Annotated in this window: 19 protein-coding genes; 9 read left to right on the top strand and 10 right to left on the bottom strand. The window is 72.7% G+C overall.

Annotation, left to right across the window (positions count from 1 at the left end):
* Positions 1-30 precede the first annotated feature (30 nt).
* Positions 31-834: an exodeoxyribonuclease III gene (locus tag FB474_RS02785; RefSeq protein WP_141787272.1), complete on the bottom strand. Its 804-nt coding sequence runs from the start codon at positions 832-834 to the stop codon at positions 31-33.
* A gap of 114 nt (positions 835-948) precedes the next feature.
* Here FB474_RS02785 and FB474_RS02780 point away from each other — a divergent pair, with 114 nt between their 5' ends.
* From FB474_RS02780 to FB474_RS02755, 6 genes are all read left to right on the top strand, one after another.
* Positions 949-2,463: a S10 family peptidase gene (locus tag FB474_RS02780; RefSeq protein ID WP_221632413.1), complete on the top strand. Its 1,515-nt coding sequence runs from the start codon at positions 949-951 to the stop codon at positions 2,461-2,463.
* A gap of 157 nt (positions 2,464-2,620) precedes the next feature.
* Positions 2,621-3,088 (top strand): redox-sensitive transcriptional activator SoxR, encoded by a 468-nt coding sequence (soxR, locus tag FB474_RS02775; RefSeq protein ID WP_141787271.1) that lies wholly within the window; start codon positions 2,621-2,623, stop codon positions 3,086-3,088.
* Entirely contained in the window at positions 3,085-4,215 is a 1,131-nt protein-coding gene (locus FB474_RS02770; RefSeq protein ID WP_141787270.1) for a peptidase C39 family protein, read from the top strand. Before soxR ends, FB474_RS02770 begins: the two co-directional genes overlap by 4 nt.
* Before the next feature lie 215 nt (positions 4,216-4,430).
* On the top strand, positions 4,431-6,656 hold the full coding sequence (locus tag FB474_RS02765; RefSeq protein ID WP_141787269.1) for an NADP-dependent isocitrate dehydrogenase: 2,226 nt from the start codon (positions 4,431-4,433) through the stop codon (positions 6,654-6,656).
* A 172-nt stretch (positions 6,657-6,828) separates the two neighbouring features.
* Complete coding sequence (gene aqpZ / locus FB474_RS02760; protein WP_141787268.1) at positions 6,829-7,599, top strand: aquaporin Z; 771 nt, start codon at positions 6,829-6,831, stop codon at positions 7,597-7,599.
* A gap of 140 nt (positions 7,600-7,739) precedes the next feature.
* On the top strand, positions 7,740-8,729 hold the full coding sequence (locus FB474_RS02755) for a malate dehydrogenase (protein WP_141787267.1): 990 nt from the start codon (positions 7,740-7,742) through the stop codon (positions 8,727-8,729).
* 176 nt (positions 8,730-8,905) lie between these two features.
* On the opposite strand, the gene FB474_RS02750 is transcribed toward FB474_RS02755, so the two are convergent.
* On the bottom strand, positions 8,906-9,766 hold the full coding sequence (locus tag FB474_RS02750) for an alpha/beta hydrolase (RefSeq protein ID WP_141787266.1): 861 nt from the start codon (positions 9,764-9,766) through the stop codon (positions 8,906-8,908).
* Positions 9,767-9,929: 163 nt separating this feature from the next.
* Between FB474_RS02750 and FB474_RS02745 the strand changes: the two genes are divergently transcribed.
* Complete coding sequence (locus FB474_RS02745) at positions 9,930-10,427, top strand: peptide-methionine (S)-S-oxide reductase MsrA (RefSeq protein WP_141787265.1); 498 nt, start codon at positions 9,930-9,932, stop codon at positions 10,425-10,427.
* The gene (locus FB474_RS02740) at positions 10,424-10,783 is read left to right on the top strand and encodes a hypothetical protein (protein WP_141787264.1); all 360 of its coding nucleotides are present in this window, start codon (positions 10,424-10,426) and stop codon (positions 10,781-10,783) included. The genes FB474_RS02745 and FB474_RS02740 overlap by 4 nt, the downstream gene beginning before the upstream one ends.
* Before the next feature lie 3 nt (positions 10,784-10,786).
* Here the strand turns inward: FB474_RS02740 and FB474_RS02735 are convergent, their stop codons facing one another.
* The 7 genes from FB474_RS02735 to purN form a co-directional block, all read right to left on the bottom strand.
* Positions 10,787-14,017 carry a bifunctional cytochrome P450/NADPH--P450 reductase gene (locus FB474_RS02735; RefSeq protein ID WP_141787263.1) on the bottom strand — a complete coding sequence of 1,077 codons (3,231 nt, stop codon included), beginning with the start codon at positions 14,015-14,017 and terminating at the stop codon, positions 10,787-10,789.
* Positions 13,995-14,207: a hypothetical protein gene (locus tag FB474_RS02730; protein ID WP_141787262.1), complete on the bottom strand. Its 213-nt coding sequence runs from the start codon at positions 14,205-14,207 to the stop codon at positions 13,995-13,997. Before FB474_RS02730 ends, FB474_RS02735 begins: the two co-directional genes overlap by 23 nt.
* Positions 14,204-14,665, bottom strand: a complete 462-nt coding sequence (locus tag FB474_RS02725; RefSeq protein ID WP_141787261.1) for a hypothetical protein — start codon at positions 14,663-14,665, stop codon at positions 14,204-14,206. The genes FB474_RS02730 and FB474_RS02725 overlap by 4 nt, the downstream gene beginning before the upstream one ends.
* A gap of 82 nt (positions 14,666-14,747) precedes the next feature.
* Entirely contained in the window at positions 14,748-15,029 is a 282-nt protein-coding gene (locus tag FB474_RS02720) for a DUF3017 domain-containing protein (RefSeq protein WP_141787260.1), read from the bottom strand.
* Complete coding sequence (locus FB474_RS02715) at positions 15,026-15,892, bottom strand: bifunctional methylenetetrahydrofolate dehydrogenase/methenyltetrahydrofolate cyclohydrolase (protein ID WP_141787259.1); 867 nt, start codon at positions 15,890-15,892, stop codon at positions 15,026-15,028. Before FB474_RS02715 ends, FB474_RS02720 begins: the two co-directional genes overlap by 4 nt.
* 43 nt (positions 15,893-15,935) lie before the next feature.
* On the bottom strand, positions 15,936-17,519 hold the full coding sequence (purH, locus tag FB474_RS02710) for a bifunctional phosphoribosylaminoimidazolecarboxamide formyltransferase/IMP cyclohydrolase (protein ID WP_141787258.1): 1,584 nt from the start codon (positions 17,517-17,519) through the stop codon (positions 15,936-15,938).
* Entirely contained in the window at positions 17,516-18,154 is a 639-nt protein-coding gene (gene purN, locus FB474_RS02705; protein WP_281286286.1) for a phosphoribosylglycinamide formyltransferase, read from the bottom strand. Before purN ends, purH begins: the two co-directional genes overlap by 4 nt.
* Before the next feature lie 110 nt (positions 18,155-18,264).
* On the opposite strand from purN, the gene FB474_RS02700 reads away from it, so the two are divergent.
* Entirely contained in the window at positions 18,265-18,708 is a 444-nt protein-coding gene (locus FB474_RS02700; RefSeq protein ID WP_141787256.1) for a hypothetical protein, read from the top strand.
* A gap of 24 nt (positions 18,709-18,732) precedes the next feature.
* Here the strand turns inward: FB474_RS02700 and FB474_RS02695 are convergent, their stop codons facing one another.
* The gene (locus FB474_RS02695) at positions 18,733-19,998 is read right to left on the bottom strand and encodes a cell division protein PerM (RefSeq protein ID WP_141787255.1); all 1,266 of its coding nucleotides are present in this window, start codon (positions 19,996-19,998) and stop codon (positions 18,733-18,735) included.
* Positions 19,999-20,075 lie beyond the last annotated feature (77 nt).

Below are 20,075 nucleotides of genomic sequence, written 5' to 3'. Positions count from 1 at the left end.
GCGCGGCCGCCCATGGGACGGCAGACCACGTCAGAGCTCGTAGTCGGCGACCACCGCGGCGTGGTCGCTCCACCGCTCGGCGTAGGTGTCGGCCCGACCGACGAACGTGTGGGTGACCAGGTCGGCCAGCGGCGCGGACGCGAGCTGGTAGTCGATCCGCCAGCCGGCGTCGTTGTCGAACGCCTTGCCGCGCCAGGACCACCACGTGTAGGGCCCGGCCACCTCGCCGGCGGACCGGCGGGTGACGTCGACCCACGCGCCGTCGGCCAGCCACTTGTCGAGGTAGGCCTGCTCGTCGGGCAGGAACCCGGCCTTCCCGAGGTTGCCCTTCCAGTTCTTCAGGTCCGCCTGCCGGTGGGCGACGTTGACGTCACCGCAGACCACGACGTGGGCGTCCTCTGCGGCGAGCTCGGCCATGCGGGCGGTCATCGCCTCGAGGAAGCGGTACTTCTCCTCCTGGCGCTCGGTCTCGGCCTCACCGGTGTGCACGTAGACCGATACCAGGGTCACGGTCCGGCCGTCGACGACGACGTCGGTCTCGACCCAGCGCCCGCACGAGGCGAACTCCTCGACCCCGGGCAGCTCGACCTGCACCCGCGCGTGCGCCTCGCGGGTCAGCACCGCCACCCCGGCCCTCCCGGCGGTCGCGCAGGCCGCGTGCGCCACGTGCCAGTCGCCGAAACCGCCGGTGTGCAGCTCGGCCGCGAGCTGGGTGTCGCTGGCCCGGACCTCCTGCAGGCACAGCACGTCGGGCTCGGCCTGCTGGAGCCAGGCCATGCCTCCGCGTCGGGCGGCGGCGCGGATGCCGTTGACGTTGGCGGTGACGATACGCATGGGCGCCATTCTCTCCGGGGCCTCGGACGCCCCGGGCACCGGCCGGGTCGAGGCGACCGCAGGGCCTGCCCGAATCACGAGGCGCGGGACGGGATCCGGGTCTAGGGTCGCTCCGTGCCCGAGGAGACCGCCCCCGCCGAGCCGTCGAGTGCGCCCGCCGGGGCCGGCGCCGACAAGGACCAGACCACCCGGACCGTCGGCGCGCCGCCGGAGGACGACCTGGTGACCACCCGGCATACCCTCAAGGTCGGCCGGCGCACCCTGCGCTACACCGCCACGACCGGGCGGGTGGTGCTCCGCGACGAGGTCCACGAGGACGGCGTCTTCGCGGGGTTCAAGCCCAAGGCCGAGGTGTTCCTGACCTCCTACGTCCTCGACGGCGGCGACACGAGGCGGCCGGTGACGTTCGCGTTCAACGGCGGGCCGGGCTCCTCCTCGGTGTGGCTGCACCTGGGCCTGTTCGGCCCGCGCCGGGTGGTCATGGGCGACGTCGGCGCGCTGGTGCCGCCGCCCTACGCCATGGCGGACAACCCGGAGTCGCTGCTCGCCGTCAGCGACCTGGTCTTCATCGACCCGGTCTCCACCGGCTACTCCCGCGCCGTCGAGGGCGGCAAGCCGAAGGAGTACCACGGGTTCACCGGCGACCTCGAGTCCGTGGGCGAGCTGATCCGGCTGTGGACCACCCGCAACAAGCGCTGGATGTCGCCCAAGCTGCTCGCCGGCGAGTCCTACGGCACGCTGCGCGCCGCCGCGCTGGCCGACCACCTGCAGGACCGCTACGGCATGTACCTCAACGGGATCGTGCTCATCTCCAGCGTCCTGGACCTGGGCTCGATCGGCCTGCACGAGCCGGACGACCGGGCGCACGTCAACTTCCTGCCCACCTTCGCCGCCGTCGCGCACTACCACGGCCGGCACGGGCGCCGGAGCCTGAAGTCGGTGCTCGTCGAGGCCGAGCAGTATGCCGAGCGCGACTACCCGTGGGTGCTCTCCCGGGGCAACCGGCTCACCGCGGCACAGCGGCAGGAGGCGGCCGAGACCCTCGCCCGCCTGACCGGGCTGTCGGTGGACTACGTGCTGCGCGCGGACCTGCGCCTGGAGCACGAGCGCTACTTCACCGAGCTGCTGCGCGACCAGGGCAAGGTCGTCGGCCGGCTCGACTCGCGGTTCACCGGCCCGTGGGCCAGCGGCATCGCCGAGAAGCTCGAGGCCGACCCCTCCCACGACGCGATCTCCGGGCCCTACGCCGCCGCGCTCAACCACTACGTGCGCGACGAGCTCGGCTACGAGAACGACCTGCACTACGAGCAGATCGCGAGCAGCGTCCACCCCTGGTCCTACAAGGACTTCGAGGGCCGCGCGGTCGACGTCGCCCCCCGCCTGGCCCGGGCGATGCGGACCAACCCGCACCTGAGGGTCCACGTCGCCTACGGCTACCTCGACGGCGCGACGCCCTACTACGCGGCGCAGGACGTGCTGGCGCACCTGGCCATCCCGGCCGAGCTCCACGCCAACATCGAGCACGCGTGGTACGAAGCCGGCCACATGATGTACGTCCACGAGCCGTCCCGGCTGCAGCAGAGCAAGGACCTCGCCGACTTCGTCACCCGCGCCGCCCACCAGTCCTGAGCCCTTGTCCCGTCCCGACCCCCACCACCCACCTCGCCGAGCTGGACGTTCGTGCCCCTTCAGGGGCGCGGAAGGGGCACGAACGTCCAGCTCGACGGCCCTCTCGGCGGGATAAGGTGGGGGGGAAATATCAAGTGAGCTTGAGGTCAGGGAAGTCATGCCAGCGGAGCTGTTGACGATCGGGCAGGTGGCCGCGCGCTCCGGCGTCGCCCCGTCCGCGCTGCGCTACTACGAGTCGCTGGGCCTGATCGCCAGCACCCGCACCGCCGGCGACCGCCGCCGCTTCCGGCGCGCCGTCCTGCGCCGGGTCGCCGTGATCCGCGCGGCCCAGCGGGTCGGCCTGAGCCTGGAGCAGATCGGCGAGGCGTTCTCGATCGTCGACCCCGAGGCCGCCCCCACCAAGGAGCAGTGGGGCCGCATGTCGGCCCGCTGGCGCCCGGTGATCGACCAGCGCATCGCCGACCTGGAGCGGGTCCGCGAGGACCTCACCAGCTGCATCGGCTGCGGCTGCCTGTCCCTGCAGACCTGCCGGCTCTACAACCCCGACGACGTGCTGGCCGCCGACGGCTCGGGCTCGCGGCGCCTGTTCCCCGACGAGCCCGACCACCAGGAGCACCCCGCGTGAAGGACGTTGCCTACCACCGGTTCGCCGACCCCGAGCTCGGCGAGTTCGCCGGCGAGGTCGACCACACCGACCCGTTCTCGCAGGAGCCGACGGCCAGCTACGAGGCAGCCTCGTGGACCTCGCCGGTGGTGCGGACCGGCTTCACCGTCGGCGAGCTCGTGCCCACCTGGGACGCCGACACCCCGGACGGCTCGTGGCTGCAGGTCGAGGCGGCGCTCGTACTCGCCGACGGCAGCCGCTCCGGGTGGTACGTCATGGCCCGCTGGACCTCCGCCGAGGGCGGCCTGTGCCGCACCACCGTCCCCGGGCAGAAGGACGGCCACGCCGAGGTGCACACCGACGTGCTCGCGGTGAGCGACCGCGTCCGCGCGGTGGGCTGGCAGCTGCGCGCGGTCGCGCTCCGCCCCCTGGGCAGCACGGCCACCCCCCAGCTGCGCTCCCTCGGGGCGATGGCCTCGGCCCACCCGAACGGACCGGTGGAGCCCAGCGACCGCCCCGGTGAGGGCTCCCCCGCCCTCGACGTCCCGGCATACAGCCAGCAGCGGCACCGCGGGGAGCACCCGGAGTGGGACAACGGCGGCGCGTCATGGTGCTCGGCGACCTCGGTGGCCATGGTGCTCGACCACTGGAGGGCCGGCCCGGACGAGGCCGAGACAGCCTGGGTGGAGCCGGGGAACGCCCACCCGCAGGTGGTCCACGCGGTGCGGGCGGTCTTCGACCACGCCTACGACGGGGCGGGCAACTGGGCCTTCAACACGGCGTATGCCGGGCAGCGCGGCCTGCGCGGGTTCGTCACCCGCCTACGCGGCCTGGACGAGGCGGAGCTGTTCACCGGCGCCGGCATCCCGCTGGTGGCGTCGGTGTCGTTCACCCGCGACGAGCTCGACGGCGCGGGCTACGACACCAAGGGCCACCTGCTGGTCATCGTGGGCTTCGACGAGCGCGGCGACGTCGTGGTCAACGACCCGGCATCGCACGAGCTGCCCGACGACGACGAGGTGCGCGCGACCTACGACCGGGGCCAGTTCGAGCAGGCGTGGGGGCGCTCCGGCGGGCTGGTCTACGTCATCCACCCCGAGGACACCCCGCTGCCGCCGCACCCCCGCCCGGAGCAGCCCAGCTGGTGAGGGCGTCGCCGCCACCGACCCGCGAGCTGGACGTTGCTGCCCCTTCGCGCGAGCCGAAGGGGCAGCAACGTCCAGCTCGGCGGAGGGACCCCGGGGTTGAGCCGCCGTTATCTTGATGTCAAGATATCTGTCCGAGGGTGGGGCGCCCCGCGCTAGCCTGAACGGCGCTCGCGCACCCTCGTGCACATCGGACGATCCCAGGGAGAGCCGCCTTCATGGCCAAGATCATCTACACCCTCACCGACGAGGCGCCGATGCTGGCGACCTACTCGTTCCTGCCGGTCATCGAGGCCTTCGCAGCGACGGCGGGTGTCGACGTCGAGACCCGCGACATCTCGCTGGGTGGGCGCATCATCGCCGCGTTCGACGACCAGCTGCCGCAGGAGCAGCGGGTGGGCGACGCCCTCGCCGAGCTCGGCGAGCTCGCCAAGACCCCCGAGGCCAACATCATCAAGCTGCCGAACATCTCGGCGTCGGTGCCGCAGCTCAAGGCCGCGATCGCCGAGCTCAAGGCTCAGGGCTACGACCTGCCCGACTACCCCGACGACCCGCGCACCGACGCCGAGCGCGACGCCCGCGCCCGCTACGACAGCGTCAAGGGCAGCGCCGTCAACCCCGTGCTGCGCGAGGGCAACTCCGACCGCCGGGCGCCCGCCGCCGTGAAGAACTACGCGCGCAAGCACCCGCACTCGATGGGTGCCTGGTCGGCCGACTCCAAGACCAACGTCGCGACCATGGGCGCTGACGACTTCCGCTCCAACGAGCAGTCGGTCGTCCTGCCCGCCGCGGACACCCTGACCATCCGGCTCGTGACCGACGCCGGCACCACCGTGCTCAAGGACGGCCTGAAGGTGCTCGAGGGCGAGGTCGTGGACGCCACGGTCATGCGCGCCGCCGCGCTGGACGCCTTCCTCAAGGAGCAGGTCGCCCGCGCCAAGGCCGAGGACGTGCTGTTCTCGGTCCACCTCAAGGCCACGATGATGAAGGTCTCCGACCCGATCATCTTCGGCCACGTCGTCCGCGCATTCCTGCCCGAGGTGTTCGCGACGTACGGCGAGCAGCTCGCCGCCGCGGGCCTGTCCCCGAACAACGGGCTCGGCTCGATCCTCGACGGCCTGGACGCGCTGCCCGAGGGCGTGCGCGACGAGGTCCGCGCCGCCATCGAGAAGGGCCTGGCCGACGGCCCCCGCCTGGCGATGGTCAACTCCGACAAGGGCATCACCAACCTGCACGTGCCGAGCGACGTCATCGTCGACGCCTCGATGCCGGCGATGATCCGCACCTCCGGCCACATGTGGGGCCCGGACGGGCAGGAGCACGACACCCTGGCCGTCATCCCCGACAGCTCCTACGCCGGCGTCTACCAGGCCGTCATCGAGGACTGCCGCGCCCACGGCGCCTACGACCCGACCACCATGGGCTCGGTGCCCAACGTGGGCCTCATGGCGCAGAAGGCCGAGGAGTACGGCAGCCACGACAAGACCTTCGAGATCGCCGAGGCGGGCCGCGTCGAGGTCGTCAACGCCGCCGGCGAGGTGCTCATCTCGCACGAGGTCGAGGCCGGTGACATCTGGCGCGCCTGCCAGACCAAGGACGCCCCGATCCGCGACTGGGTCAAGCTGGCCGTCACCCGCGCCCGCGCCTCCCGGACCCCGGCGGTCTTCTGGCTGGACCCGACCCGGGCGCACGACGCCAACCTCATCGCCAAGGTCGAGGCCTACCTGCCCGAGCACGACACCGACGGCCTGGACATCCGCATCATGTCCCCGGTCGAGGCGGCCAAGCTCTCCGTGGAGCGCATCCGCCGCGGCGAGGACACCATCTCGGTGACCGGCAACGTGCTGCGTGACTACAACACCGACCTGTTCCCGATCCTCGAGCTCGGCACCAGCGCCAAGATGCTCTCGGTGGTCCCGCTGATGAACGGCGGCGGCCTGTTCGAGACCGGCGCCGGCGGCTCGGCCCCCAAGCACGTGCAGCAGCTCGTCACGGAGAACTACCTGCGCTGGGACAGCCTCGGGGAGTTCCTGGCCCTGGCCGAGAGCCTGCGGCACATGGCCACGACCACCGACAACGCGCGCGCCCTGGTGCTGGCCGACACCCTCGACCGCGCCACCGAGCGGCTGCTCAACGAGAACAAGGGCCCGGCCCGCAAGGTCGGCCAGATCGACAACCGGGGCAGCCACTTCTACCTGGCGATGTACTGGGCCGACGAGCTGGCCCGGCAGGGCGAGGACACCGACCTGGCGGCGGCGTTCGGGCCGATCGCGCAGTCGCTGACCTCCGGCGAGGAGGCCATTGCCGCCGAGCTGGTCGCCGTCCAGGGCCACCCGGCCGACATCGGCGGCTACTACCGCCCCGACCCGGCCAGGGCCTCGGCCGTGATGCGCCCGTCGGCGACGTTCAACGCCGCCCTGGCCGCGGTCGCCCAGGCCGGCTGACCGAGCAGCGCGCTCCCACCGGGGCCCGGCACACCGTCACGGGGTGCCGGGCCCCGGTGCGTCCGGACCGGGCGCCTGCGCCGTCTGGCTGAGGCGGGCGCGGGGCTTCCGTGCTGCGGTGGACGGCACGTATCCACGCGGCCGGCGCGGCCGCCGGACCCGGGAAGGCGCCATGACCACCTCCACCCGCCCGCCGCTCACCACGCACAAGCTCGCCGCGGAGTTCCTGGGCACGTTCTGGCTCGTGCTCGGCGGCTGCGGCAGCGCCGTCCTCGCCGCGACGTTCGCCTCGCCCACCCGGACGCAGGTCAACATCGGCTTCCTGGGGGTCGCCCTCGCGTTCGGCCTGACCGTGCTCACGATGGCCTACGCCGTGGGCCACATCTCCGGCGCACACTTCAACCCCGCCGTCACCGTCGGACTGGCCGTGGCCCGCCGGTTCCCATGGCGGGACGTGCCCGCCTACGTCATCACCCAGGTCTTCGCCGGCCTGGTCGCCGGTGGCGTGCTGACGATCATCGCGAACGGCAAGCCCGGCTTCGTCCGCACCGGCCACCTGGCCGCCAACGGCTACGGGGTCCACTCCCCCGGCGGCTACTCGCTGCTCGCGTGCGCCCTCATCGAGGTCGTCATGACCGCGTTCTTCCTCTACGTCATCCTCGGCGCCACGGACACCCGGGCCCCGATCGGGTTCGCGCCGCTGGCCATCGGCCTGTCGCTGACGCTGATCCACCTCATCTCGATCCCGGTCACCAACACCTCGGTCAACCCGGCCCGCTCGACCGGCGTGGCCTTCTTCAACGCCAACGGCGCGGTCGGCCAGCTGTGGCTCTTCTGGGTGGCCCCGCTGGTGGGCGCCGCGATCGCCGGTGCAACCTACGCCGTGCTCACCGGGGTGCACCGCGAGGAGGTCGAGGTCACCGGCCTGCCGCACCCGGCCTGACCCGGCGGGCGGCCCACGCAGCCGGCCACACGGCATACCGTCTGGTGCGTCACAGGGGGCCGACCAGCGGACCGACACGCCGCTGAGCACTGCTAACGTCGCCACGTATCCACTTCCGTGAGCCTGGAGGGCCTCTCCCCGTGAGCACTACCCCCGTCAAGGTCGCCGTCACCGGCGCCGCCGGCCAGATCGGCTACAGCCTGCTCTTCCGCATCGCCAGCGGTGCCCTGTTCGGCCCGGAGACCCCGGTCGAGCTGCGGCTGCTGGAGATCACCCCCGCGCTCAAGGCCCTCGAGGGCGTCGTCATGGAGCTCGACGACTGCGCGTTCCCGACCCTGGCCGGCGTCGAGATCGGCGACGACGCCACCACCATCTTCAACGGGGCCAACCTCGCGCTGCTCGTCGGCGCCCGCCCGCGCACCAAGGGCATGGAGCGCGGCGACCTGCTCGAGGCCAACGGCGCGATCTTCACCGCGCAGGGCAAGGCGCTCAACGAGGTTGCCGCGGACGACATCCGCATCGGCGTGACCGGCAACCCGGCCAACACCAACGCGCTCATCGCGATGCACAACGCCCCCGACATCCCGCAGGAGCGCTTCTCCGCGCTGACCCGCCTGGACCACAACCGCGCGCTCTCCCAGCTCGCGGCCAAGACCGGCGCCAGGGTCACCGACATCAGGAAGATGACGATCTGGGGCAACCACTCGGCCACCCAGTACCCCGACATCTTCCACGCGGAGATCAACGGCAAGAACGCCGCCGAGGTCGTCGGCGACCAGGCGTGGATCGAGAACGACTTCATCCCGACCGTCGCCAAGCGCGGCGCCGCGATCATCGAGGCGCGGGGCTCCTCCTCGGCCGCCTCCGCCGCGTCGGCCACGATCGACGCCGCCCGCAACTGGATCCAGGGCAGCCCCGAGGGCGACTGGGTCTCCATGGCGGTCCGCTCCCAGGGCGAGTACGGCGTGCCGGAGGGCCTCATCTACTCCTACCCCGTCGTCACCAAGGGCGGCGACTGGGAGATCGTCGAAGGCCTGGAGGTCGACGAGTTCTCCCGCGCCCGGATGGACGCCACGGCCGCTGAGCTGGTCGAGGAGCGCGACGCGGTCAAGGAGCTCGGCCTCATCTGAGCCACCCGCAGACAGCGCGGCCCCCTCCACCGTCGGTGGAGGGGGCCGCGCCGTGTCCGGACCCCGTGTGCCGGGTGGTCACCGGGCGTCCCGCGCACAGGTCCGTCCCGTCCGACACAGGCCCGCAGGTGCGTCAAGAGGGACGAACCTGTGCCCTCGGCCTGAGGGCCGGCGTCTCAGCCCGCCGCAGCCGGCGCGGTGAAGCGCCGGACGAAGGCCAGCACCGTGTCGGCCACCTGGCCCCACCCGTGGTCGATGGTCAGGGAGTGCCCGCGACCGGGGATCTCGACGATCTCGGTGACGCCCTCGTTGCGGCGCTGCTTCTTGTAGGACGCGTTGGCGATCGCCCACGGGACGGTGTGGTCCTTCTCGCCGGAGACGATGAGTAGTGGCCCGCGATCGGGGTGCCTGCTGTTGACCTTCGCCTCGGTCCACGGGTTGAGGTTGGCCGTCGCCGCCTGGAAGAGAGGCTTGCCCGAGGCCGGCACGGCGTACGTGTCGTAGAGCTGCCTGGCCTCGTCCTCCTCGACCTCGTTGGCGAAGGCATAGCGGAACTGCTCGTAGGTCAGCGGGACGGCCCGGCTGTAGTTGGCCGGGTTGCCCAGGACCGGCGAGGCGGACTTCAGCGCCGAGACCGGCAGCGGCAGGACGCCGCGGAACGGTGCGGGGTCGATGGCCACCGAGACCTGGGCCAGGCCGCGCCCGGCGAGGATCTGGGTGATCAGCCCGCCGAAGGAGTGCCCGACCACCGCCGGCTTGCGGTCCAGGGCCCGGATCGTCTCCTCGAAGTGGTCGGCGACCTGCCCCACGGTCTTGTGCGCCAGGACGTCCGGCTCGGCTTTGGCCTCGGCGACGGTGTTGGGGTCGTCCGGCCACCCGGGGGCGAGCGTGACGAAGCCCGCCTCCTCGAAGCGGGCCCGCCACCGGTCCCAGCTGCTCGGCAGCAGCCAGAGACCGTGGACGAAGACCACAGGGACCCTGCCGGAGCTGTTCGCGGCGTCGACCTGCTGCTGCTCATGGGTGCTGATGCCGGTCATGAACCTCTCCTCCCCGGTGACCCGGGCGAGTCTTCCCAAGGGCCGGGCACGACGGCTCGTGCAGTCCGCGTAGGTGGCGTCGTCGCCGCATGGTGGCCGGCCAAGGCCATTGATGAGCCCGATGCCCGGACGTAGGGTCGAAGCGTCCCGGGAGGAGGCGGAGATGGGCGACGACACCGAGACCGCGGTTCTCGCAGGAGGCTGCGCCTGGATCATGCAGCAGCTGCTCCGCCACCCCGAAGGAGTCATCTCCACCCGCACCGGGTTCATGGGCGGCGCGAAGGACAACCCGACCGAGCAGGACAACGGCGGTCATGCCGAGGTCGTCGAGGTCGTCTTCGACCCCGCGCGGCTGTCGTACCGGGGACTGCTCGAGGTGTTCTTCCTGGTCCACCGGCCCGACCTCGATGAGGGCGTCGTGGGTTCGCTGTACCGCTCCGAGATCTTCTTCACCAGGCCGGAGCAGCGGCACGTCGCCGAGGAGATGATCTGCGACGTCGACGCGTCGGGTCATTGGCTCGGCAAGACGGTGACCCGCGTCAGCGAGGCCGGGACCTTCTGGGAGATGGGACCGGAGGACCAGGACTACCTGCAACGGTTCCCGCGCGGCTGCACGCCCCCCTTCCCCCGACAGGAAGATCACGTAGCCTCGGACCGATGAGCCCTACAGCGCACATCGATGAGCCGAACACGATCTTCCGGGAGAAGCTGGGCGCCGTGGCTCCCGGGGCGCACATCGACAGCCGGAGCGGGGTCATCAAGCTGACCTCCTGGTCTGGGCACAGCCTGGAGCCGGCGGTGATGGTCCACCTCGACCGCGGGGCCCTCGCCGGGGCCGTGTGGGCGCGCGAGGCGGCCGCCCAGCCGCTGTGGCCGCAGGCCAGGCCGACGGAAGCCGGGGTCAACCTGCTCCTCGAGCAGATCGCCGACGCCGTCGGGTCGGTCACGGACACCCAGCGGCACGTGCACGTCTCCACCGACGACGTGGTCCTCACCACCCGGGCGGCCCGCCCCTGACGCTCAACCCCAGATGTCCTCCACCAGGCGCTCGGAGGACCGCAGACCCGCCAGCCAGGCGGCGCCGTCGGCCTCGCCGGCGCCGGTGTGGTCCCGGAAGACCCTGACCAGGGACGCCCGGACGCCGGGGGCGATGGTCGCGGCGTTGCCGCACACGAGCACCACCGCGTCGCGCTGGAGCAGGTCCCAGACCTCGTCGGCGCAGTCGAGCATGCCTTGCTGCACATACCGGCGTGGCGACCCCGGGGCGTCGGAGTAGCACCGCTCGACCCGGGCCACGCCCTGCTCCTCCCAGGCCGCCAGCTCCTCGGCGTAGAGCAGGTCGAGGTCGGCGTTGCGGCACCCGAAGAACAGCAGCGAGTCCCCGGTCGGCACACCCTGCTCACGCTGGGCCGCCCGGTCCTGCAGGAACCCGCGGAACGGCGCCAGGCCCGTCCCGGCACCGACCATGATCATCGGCGTGTGGGGGTTCTCCGGCGGGCGGAACGGGATCGCCGGCTGGCGGACGAACACGAACACGGTGCCGTTGACCGGCAGCTGGGCCAGGTGACCGGAGCAGACCCCGTTGTAGACCCCGGCGCCGGATCGCGCCGGCCCGCGCAGCAGCCCGACGGTGATGCTGGCCGTGTCCGCGCTGACCAGCGGCGAGGAGGAGATCGAGTAGAACCGGGGCCGCAGCGGGGGCAGCAGCTCGAGGTAGACCTCGAACGGCAGCCGGCAGGCCGGGAAGTCGTCCAGCAGGTCCAGGACGGACCGGTTCCGCGCATGGACCTGGTCGCGGTAGAGCGCCTGGCCCTCCTCGGTGTCCTGGGTCATGGCCTGGAGCGCAGCCTGCTGCTCCGGGTCCTCGGTGTAGCGGGCCAGCACCTCCAGGTCGGCCCGGCTGGCCACGTCCTGCAGCTCCACACAGCTGGCCAGCACGCCCAGCAGCGGCGCCGGCTCGTCGATGGGCAGGTGGGTGAAGCTGCCGCCGTTGGGGATGATCGTCAGGTACTGCCCGGCATCGAGCCCGAACCGGTCGATGACCCGCCGGATCGCCTGGAAGCTGTTGCGCGGCAGCACACCCAGGTGGTCGCCGGTGCGGTAGGTCATCCCCGCCGGGATCGCGACCTCGAGGTGCCGGACCGAGCGGTCGGGCGGCCCGGCGGACGCCACGGTGGGCAGCAGCTCCCGGTTCTCGCGCACCAGCGCCGGGTGCGCCTGGTAGGAGACGACCACCGGGTTGGTCACCTGCCGGTTGGTCAGGGTCACCGACAGCCGCGGCCCGGTCGGGGCCTCCTTCGCGACCTCCGCGGGCAGCTCCAGCGCCCCGGCGATGTCGGCCCAGAGGCTGGCGTGCCAGGCGCGGTATGCCGCGTCGAAGTCGCCGGCCGCGTTGCCCTCGCCCCGCGGGTGCACGCGTCGCCCGCCGTGCTGCTCGAGCTGCTCGTCGACGAGCTTGGGCACGGCCTGGTAGGTGTCCGCCCACTCGGTGTTGCCGCAGCCGAACACGGTGAACGCCACGCCCTTGGCCGCGTCGGTGTCCGCGCCGCCGAGCCACCGGCAGAAGGCGGCGGCGTTGTCCGGGGGCGTGCCGTTGTAGGAGGAGGTCACGACCACCGTCGCGCCGTCCGCCGGCAGGTCCGACACGTGGTCGTCGAGTGAGCCGACGGTCACGTCGAAGCCGCGTTCGGTGCCCTCCTGCGCCAGCCGGGTCGCCAGCGACTCCGCCGTGCCGAGGTTGGAGCCGAACAGCACGGCCAGCGGCGTGCCGTGGCGCGCCACCATCGGCGCCGGCGCCGCCGACGGGGCCGGGGTGCCCGCCGCAACCCCCGGCTCGGCGGTGGCGCGCGCGAGGTGGACGTCCGGCCGCGGGACCACCTGGATGTGGAACTCGTCCGGCTTCACCGTGAGCGTCGTCCTGGTCCGCAGCTGGTAGTCGAGGTGGTCGATCAGGTCGAACCGCTGCAGGACCATGCCCAGCACCAACGCGGCCTCCTGCAGGGCGAACTGCCGGCCGATGCAGGCTCGCATCCCGGTGCCGAAGGGCTTGTAGACCGCCGGGGACACCGCCGCCAGTCGCTCGGGCGCCATGTGCTCGGGGTTGAACTCCCCGGCGTCCGGCCCCCACACGGACGTGGACCGGTGCAGGGCGGGGGTGAGCACCGTCAGGGGGGTGTGCGCCGGGATGGCGTAGCGGCCACCGATCACGGTGTCCTGGAACGGCGCCCGCGTGAACCCCGGCGCGGTCGGCCACAGGCGCAGCGACTCGTCGAGCACCTGGCGCACGTAGGTCAGGCGGTGCACCTGCTCGAACGTGGGCGCGGCGGTGTCCCCGAACACCTCGTCCACCTCGGCGCGTGCCCGCGCGAGGACCTCCGGGTTCTTGAGCAGGTAGTAGATCGCGAACGACAGCAGCCCCGAGGTCGTCTCGTGGCCGGCGACGAGGAAGGTGATGCACTGCGCCCGGATGTTGTCGTCGGGCAGGCCCTCGCCGCTCTGCTTGTCCACCCCGGTGATCATCCGGCCGAGCAGGTCGGTGGTGTCCGCCGCCTCGCCCTCGGCCCGGCGCTCGGCGATGAGCCGCCCGACCAGGTCGGCCATGAACGCCTGGTCCTCCTCGAGCTGGCGCTGGGCGCGCACCCGCAGCCGGGCCTGGAGGGGCAGCTGGCGCATCCGGGCCTGGGACTCGCCGAGCACCCGCACCATGGCCTGGACGAACGGGTGCGGCGTGTCGCGGTAGAAGGAGTTGAACCGGAAGCCGAAGCCGCACAGTGCGATGGTGTCGAGGGTCAGCCGGGTCATGTCCGCCGGGACGTCGACCTCCTCCCCCGGGTTCAGCCGCGCCCACTTCTCCATGAGCTGGTCCGCGATGTCGAGCATCCGCGGCATGTAGTCGCGCATCGCCTGGACGCTGAACGGCGCCATGAGGATGTTGTGGGCCCGGTGCCACAGCGGGTCGTCGGTGTCCGCGGTGAACAGCCCCGCCCCGACGACGCCGTTGCGCAGGTTGGCCAGGCCTCCGCCAACGATCTTGTCGAAGCGGCTGTCGTCGCAGATCTCCTCGACCAGCTCGGGGCCGGACACCATGAGCCGGGTGCTGCCGGGGACCGTCACCTTGAAGATCGGGCCGTACTCCCCGGCCATGGCGATGAAGCCCTCGATCGGGTTGTGGGCGTCGATGTCGAAGGCGTTGCCGACCAGCGGCAGCCCGTGCGGGCCGGGGATCTGGTCAAGCTCGATCGTCGTGGTCATGGTGGACCTCCGGGGCAAGCGGTGTGGGGACGGTGTGGGGACGGGGCAGGGGGTCCGGCGCGGTCGGGCGGCGGCGGGCCTCGAGCAGCAGCACGACGCTCAGCAGCACCACCCAGCCGGGGAAGATCAGCAGGATCGCGGGGTGGAACGTCGTGCTGACCAGCAGGAACGTCGCGGCGAGGTAGCTCACCACCGCCAGCCAGCGCGGCAGCAGCTCGCGCGCGCGGGCCAGGCGGGTGGTCGCGATGATGTACATCCCCGCGGCGCGCACGCCGAAGACGAAGACCAGCCCGTATCCAGCTCGTCGATCAGGGTGCGGGTGGCGCTGACGTGCCACAGGAAGGCGATCCCGGCGAACGGCACGACATACAGGCCGGCGGTCACCAGCACGCTGCCGTGGCCGTCGGCGTAGAACCGGGTGTAGGTGCTGTCCGGCACGCCGAGGCCCGGGCCCTGACGGACCAGCACCAGGGCGACGACGAGCAGGACCGCGAACACGAGCCCGGACAGGGCACTCATCCGCGCGCCGGCCCGGTGCTCCCGGGCCGGCTCCTCCACCAGCACGGCGTCGCTACCGGTGCTGGGACGCTGCTGCCATGAGGGGACCTTCTTCCTCGCAGCGAGGGCCGGACAGGTCGGACACCTCACGCTTGTCCCCTTGCGGCGGGACCGGTTCCGCCGCTGTGGTGACGCGACCTCGTCCGTTAGGACGGGAGGCCCTCACCCCGCCCTAGCGGGGGCTGAGGTCCAGCGTGGCCACGATCGCCGTGACGAACACGCCCAGACCGAGCAGGGTGCCGGCGTCGACCAGGCGCGAGCGCACCACCAGTCCCCCGGCCCGGCCGGCGGGCAGCACGAGGCGCAGGGCGCCCGCCAGCAGCAGGCTCGCCGCGAAGACGAAGCCGCCGGGGCGCACGGACCCGAAGAACATCACCGCCAGGCCGCCGACCAGCCCGAGGGCGACGACCCACCACACGCCCAGGCGTGGCGGGACCCAGGTCAGGCGCTTCATCCGGCGGCGGCCTGCCGCTCCGCGGCCTCCACGACGTTCGTCAGCAGGCACGCGCGGGTCATCGGGCCGACCCCGCCGGGGTTGGGGGTGAGCCAGCCGGCGACCTCGGCCACGCCGGGGTCGACGTCACCGGCCACCTTCGGCCTGCCGTCGGGGCCGGGGACCCGGCTGACGCCGACGTCGAGCACGGCGGCGCCGGGCTTGACCATGTCGGCGGTGACGATGGACGGGACGCCGGCCGCGGCGACGACGATGTCGGCCCGGCGCACGTGCGCCGCGAGGTCACGCGTGCCGGTGTGGCACAGGGTCACCGTGGCGTTCTCGCTGCGGCGGGTCAGCATGAGGCCGAGCGGCCGACCCACGGTGAGCCCGCGGCCGATGACGCACACCTCGGCGCCGGCGATCGGCACGTCGTAGCGGCGCAGCAGCTCGATCACCCCGCTCGGGGTGCACGGCAGCGGCGCCGGCTTGCCGAGCACCAGCCAGCCGAGGTTCATCGGGTGCAGGCCGTCGACGTCCTTGACCGGGTCGACCCGCGAGAGCAGGGCGAACTCGTCCAGACCGGTCGGCTGCTGGATGAGGAAGCCGGTGCACGCCGGGTCGGCGTTGAGCTCGTCGATGACCGCCTCGACCTCGGCCTGAGGGGTCCCCGAGGGCAGGTCGTGGCGGAGGCTCGCGATGCCGATCTCCGCGCAGTCCTTGTGCTTGGCGTTGACGTACCACTGGTTGCCCGGGTCCTCACCGACCTGCACGGTGCCGAGCCCGGGCACGACGCCCTGCTCGCGCAGCGCGGCGATGCGGGTCTTCAGCTCGCCCTTGATCGTGGCCAGGGTGGCCTTGCCGTCCATGACGATCGCGGTCATCGGTGGTCCTTCCGGGTGGCGGTGAGACGGTCGGTCATGGCACTCAGTGCGCGAAGTGGCGGGTGCCGGTGAAGTACATCGTCACCCCGGCGGCCTGCGCCGCCTCGATGACCTCCTCGTCGCGCTTCGAGCCGCCGGGGGCGACGACCGCGCGGACGCCGGCGTCGAGCAGCACCTGCAGGCCGTCGGCGAAGGGGAAGAACGCGTCGGAGGCAGCGACGGCCCCGCGAGCGCGCTCCTCCCCGGCCCGGCTCACGGCCAGGCGGGAGGAGTCGACCCGGTTGACCTGGCCCATGCCCACACCGACCGTCGCCCCGCTGTCGGCGAGCAGGATCGCGTTGGACCTCACCGCGCGGATGGCCCGCCACGCGAACTCCAGGTCTGCCACGGTCGCCTCGTCGGCGGCCTCGCCGGCCACCAGGCGCCAACGCGAGGCGGCGTCGCCACCGTCCTCGACCTCGGCGTCGATCGCGTCGCGGGACTGCAGCAGCAGGCCTCCGGAGATCGGGCGCAGCTCGACCCCGCCGCGCGATGGCGCCGCGGCCTTGAGCAGCCGGATGTTCTTCTTGGCGGTCAGGATCTCCAGGGCCTCCGGCTCGAAGTCCGGCGCCACGACGACCTCGGTGAACACGTCGGCCACCTGCCGGGCCATCTCGGCCGTGACGGTGCCGTTCGCCGCGATCACGCCACCGTAGGCGGAGACGCTGTCGCAGGCGTGGGCGCGGCGGTGCGCCTCGGCGAGGTCGGAACCCACCGCGATACCGCAGGGGTTGGCGTGCTTGATGATCGCGACGGTGGGCGCGTCGTGGTCGTAGGCGGCGCGGCGGGCCGCGTCGGCGTCGACGTAGTTGTTGTAGGACATCTCCTTGCCGTGCAGCTGCTCGGCCTGGGCCAGCCCCGGCTCGGGCTGGAAACCGTTGGTGTACAACGCCGCCCGCTGGTGCGGGTTCTCGCCGTAGCGCAGCACGTGCTGCTTGTCCCACGTGGCGCCCATCCAGGCCGGGAAGCCGGTGCCGTCGGAGGTGTCGGTGACGACGTTGCCCATCCACGACGCGACGGCCACGTCGTAGGTCGCGGTGTGCACGAAGGCCTGGGCGGCCAGCGTCCTGCGCTGCTCGAGGGTGAAGCCGCCGCCGCGGGCGGCCACGAGCACCGAGCCGTAGAGCCCCGGGTCGGTCACGATCGCCACGCTGGCGTGGTTCTTGGCCGCCGCGCGCACCATCGACGGGCCGCCGATGTCGATCTGCTCGATGCACTCCTCCTGGGAGGCCCCGGACATGACCGTGTCGGTGAATGGGTAGAGGTTGGTGACGACCAGGTCGAACGGCTCGACCCCCAGCTCGGCCAGCTGCGCGACGTGGTCGGGGTTGCCCATGTCGGCGAGGATCCCGGCGTGCACGCGCGGGTGCAGCGTCTTGACCCGCCCGTCGAGGCACTCGGGGAAGCCGGTCAGCTCCTCCACCCGGGTCACCGGCACGCCGGCGTCGGCGATGCGTGCCGCGGTGGAGCCGGTGGAGACGAGGGAGACCCCGGCGTCGTGCAGGCCACGCGCCAGATCCTCCAGCCCGCTCTTGTCGTAGACGGAGATGAGGGCTCGTGTGATCGGACGCTGACCTGTGGTGCTCACGCCAGGGTGACCTTTCGTTGGTGGATGGTGAACCCGTCGCGGACCATGCGGCCCACGGTCTCGACGAGCAGGGACCGCTCGCTGGCCTTGATGCGCTCGTGCAGCGACTCGACGGTGTCGTCGTCCTCGACCCCGACCACGGCCTGGTCGATGATCGGGCCGGTGTCGACGCCGGAGTCCACGACGTGGCAGGTGCACCCGGTGACCTTGACGCCGTAGTCGAGCGCGTCCCGCACGCCGTGCGCGCCGGGGAAGGCCGGCAGCAGTGCGGGGTGGGTGTTGATCGTGGTGAAGCCGGACCCGAGGAAGGCCGGTCCGAGGATCTTCATGAAGCCCGCCGAGACCACCAGCACCGGCTCGTGTGCCGCGACCTCGGCGGCCAGCGCGGCGTCCCACTCCGCGCGGCTGGGGTAGTCCTCGACCCGGCAGACGAAGGTGGGGATGCCGGCACGCTGCGCCCGGGCCAGGCCCTCGATGCCGTCGCGGTCGGCTCCCACGGCGGCGATCCGCACGCCGTAGAGCGGCTCGGCGGCGATCGCGTCCATCAGCGCCTGCAGGTTGGTGCCGGATCCGGAGACGAGGACGACGATGTCGCGGGGCTCGGGCACGACACCGAGGTCCGGCAGGCTCGTCACGTGCACAGACGATATCCGACGCATCGCGCGCGGCTGACGCCCGTCCGCGGGTCGGGAGCCGGGACCGATGGACAAGGGTCCTGTGCGACGAGTGGGCCCGGTGGGAGACGATGGGCCGGACCAGCACCTCGACCCAGGAGCAGCACGTGTCGACCACCCGCCAGGAGCCGCGGACCCTTCCTCCGGGCATGGCCCATGCCCGGCGTGCCGGTCTGCTCATGCTCGTCGGCGCGCTGGGGGTGGGTGTGCCCCTGCCGTGGACCGCGATCGCGCTGCTGCCGCTCGGGCTCTCGGTCGTGGAGGCGGTCCGGGCCCTGCGGGCGATGAGCGGGGGCCGGGCGCCGGCCCGTGTGGTGGCCTGGACGAGCACCGGGCTCGTGCTCGCGGTCGTCATGGGCGTCGCGACGGCGGCACCGTTCGCCTTCTACGACAGCTCCAAGCGCTACCAGGACTGCATGGTCGGGGCCAACACCTCCGCGGCCGCGGCCCAGTGCCGGGCCGACCTCTACGACGGGCTGACCGGCGTGCTCAGCGGGTGGGGCGTCAGCCGCTGAGGCACCACCGGGTGGGAGCACTCGTCAGCGCCTGACCTGCCAGCCGTGGGCGCGCCACTGGGAGGCGCCGACGACGAGGGCGGCACCGAGCAGCATCTCGCCCAGCAGGCACAGCCCGGCCAGCACCGGGTCGGCACCCACCGTGCTGAGCTCACGCGACCCGAGTGAGCCGTCCGCCACCCAGGTGCCCGCCGCCAGCAGGAGCGCGGCGATCACGCACGCGGCCGCGGCGACCTTGGCCTTGGCCTGCCAGGACGCCAGCCGGGTGACCTGGCGGATGCTGCGCCACGCCACCAGCGCGCCGACCAGGACGGGCCCGAGCACGGCGAGCCGCAGCACCGCCGGCATCGGGCCGGGGTCCGGCAGCGCCCCCAGCACCGGGACGAGCGGCAGCAGGCCGGGGTCGGAGTGGGTCCAGGTGACCGCGGACCCGTTGGCCACGGCGAAGCCCGGGCCGGCCATCCACGACAGCCCCCACAGGGCGAAGTTGGGCAGCGCCAGGAGCTGGACGAGGCTGAGCACGGTGCCGCCGACGACCCCCGGCGCGAGGGCGGAGTAGAGCTGCCCCACGCGTTGGGCGTGGACCACGGCCACCGCGACGACCAGCGCGCCGCCGAGCAGCAGCCCGGCCACGGCTCCCCACAGCGCCGGCCGCAACGCCTTGCGCACGAACGGCGGCAGCACCGCCCGCAGCCGGTCGGCCAGGTCCGGCGCCACCGAGTGCAGGTCGCCGCGGAACTCCAGGGCGACGGCCAGGACGACCGACCCCGCAGCGACCACCGCGGTGGCCAGCAGGCTCTCGACCGGGTTGGAGCGCACGTGCGCGCTGCTCGCGGTGAGCGAGACGAGCAGGCCGGTCACGGCATACGCGCCGGTGAAGCCCAGCCCGGCGTCAGCGACGTCCTTGCGCAGCGCACCCCACATCTGGAAGCGCGCGGGCCGGGCGTCGTCGAGCAGCGCCAGCACCCGGCGGCAGGCGACCACGGCCAGCGAGACCGGCAGCAGGCCCAGCAGCAGCGGCACCAGCGAGATCGTGGCCGTGCCGGCGGACAGGTCCACGGTGTGCGCCAGCAGCCAGACGTGCGCGCCGATCCCGAAGGCCGTCGTCCATGGCACGCTGCTCTGCGGGCTGGCCACCCACACCAGCAGGCTCGGCAGGCAGACCACGAGCAGGCCGAGCACGGCGGCGGAGGCACCGGCTCCGGCGGCACGCAGCCGCAGGCCCCAACGGCCCTGCCCTCCGGTGGTCGGTCCGGGGCTGGTCTGGCGGGGGCGGTCGAGCACACTCATGAGGGGTCAATCGTCGCGCCCCGACCGCACCTGCGGGCGTCGGCGCGCCGCGCGCCCGGCAGATTCCCTGGAAAGGG

The sequence above is a fragment of the Oryzihumus leptocrescens genome (genome assembly GCF_006716205.1).
Lineage (GTDB): Bacteria > Actinomycetota > Actinomycetes > Actinomycetales > Dermatophilaceae > Oryzihumus > Oryzihumus leptocrescens.
This window is presented reverse-complemented; position numbering and strand designations above follow the sequence as displayed.

Coding starts and splice junctions, on each gene's coding strand:
- FB474_RS02695 (WP_141787255.1), bottom strand. CDS start 19,998: ATGAGTGTGCTCGACCGCCCCCGCCAGACCAGCCCCGGACCGACCACC.
- aqpZ (WP_141787268.1), top strand. CDS start 6,829: ATGACCACCTCCACCCGCCCGCCGCTCACCACGCACAAGCTCGCCGCG.
- FB474_RS02720 (WP_141787260.1), bottom strand. CDS start 15,029: ATGAAGCGCCTGACCTGGGTCCCGCCACGCCTGGGCGTGTGGTGGGTC.
- soxR (WP_141787271.1), top strand. CDS start 2,621: ATGCCAGCGGAGCTGTTGACGATCGGGCAGGTGGCCGCGCGCTCCGGC.
- FB474_RS02715 (WP_141787259.1), bottom strand. CDS start 15,892: ATGACCGCGATCGTCATGGACGGCAAGGCCACCCTGGCCACGATCAAG.
- FB474_RS02745 (WP_141787265.1), top strand. CDS start 9,930: ATGGGCGACGACACCGAGACCGCGGTTCTCGCAGGAGGCTGCGCCTGG.
- FB474_RS02740 (WP_141787264.1), top strand. CDS start 10,424: ATGAGCCCTACAGCGCACATCGATGAGCCGAACACGATCTTCCGGGAG.
- FB474_RS02765 (WP_141787269.1), top strand. CDS start 4,431: ATGGCCAAGATCATCTACACCCTCACCGACGAGGCGCCGATGCTGGCG.
- FB474_RS02700 (WP_141787256.1), top strand. CDS start 18,265: ATGGGCCGGACCAGCACCTCGACCCAGGAGCAGCACGTGTCGACCACC.
- FB474_RS02750 (WP_141787266.1), bottom strand. CDS start 9,766: ATGACCGGCATCAGCACCCATGAGCAGCAGCAGGTCGACGCCGCGAAC.
- FB474_RS02735 (WP_141787263.1), bottom strand. CDS start 14,017: ATGACCACGACGATCGAGCTTGACCAGATCCCCGGCCCGCACGGGCTG.
- FB474_RS02785 (WP_141787272.1), bottom strand. CDS start 834: ATGCGTATCGTCACCGCCAACGTCAACGGCATCCGCGCCGCCGCCCGA.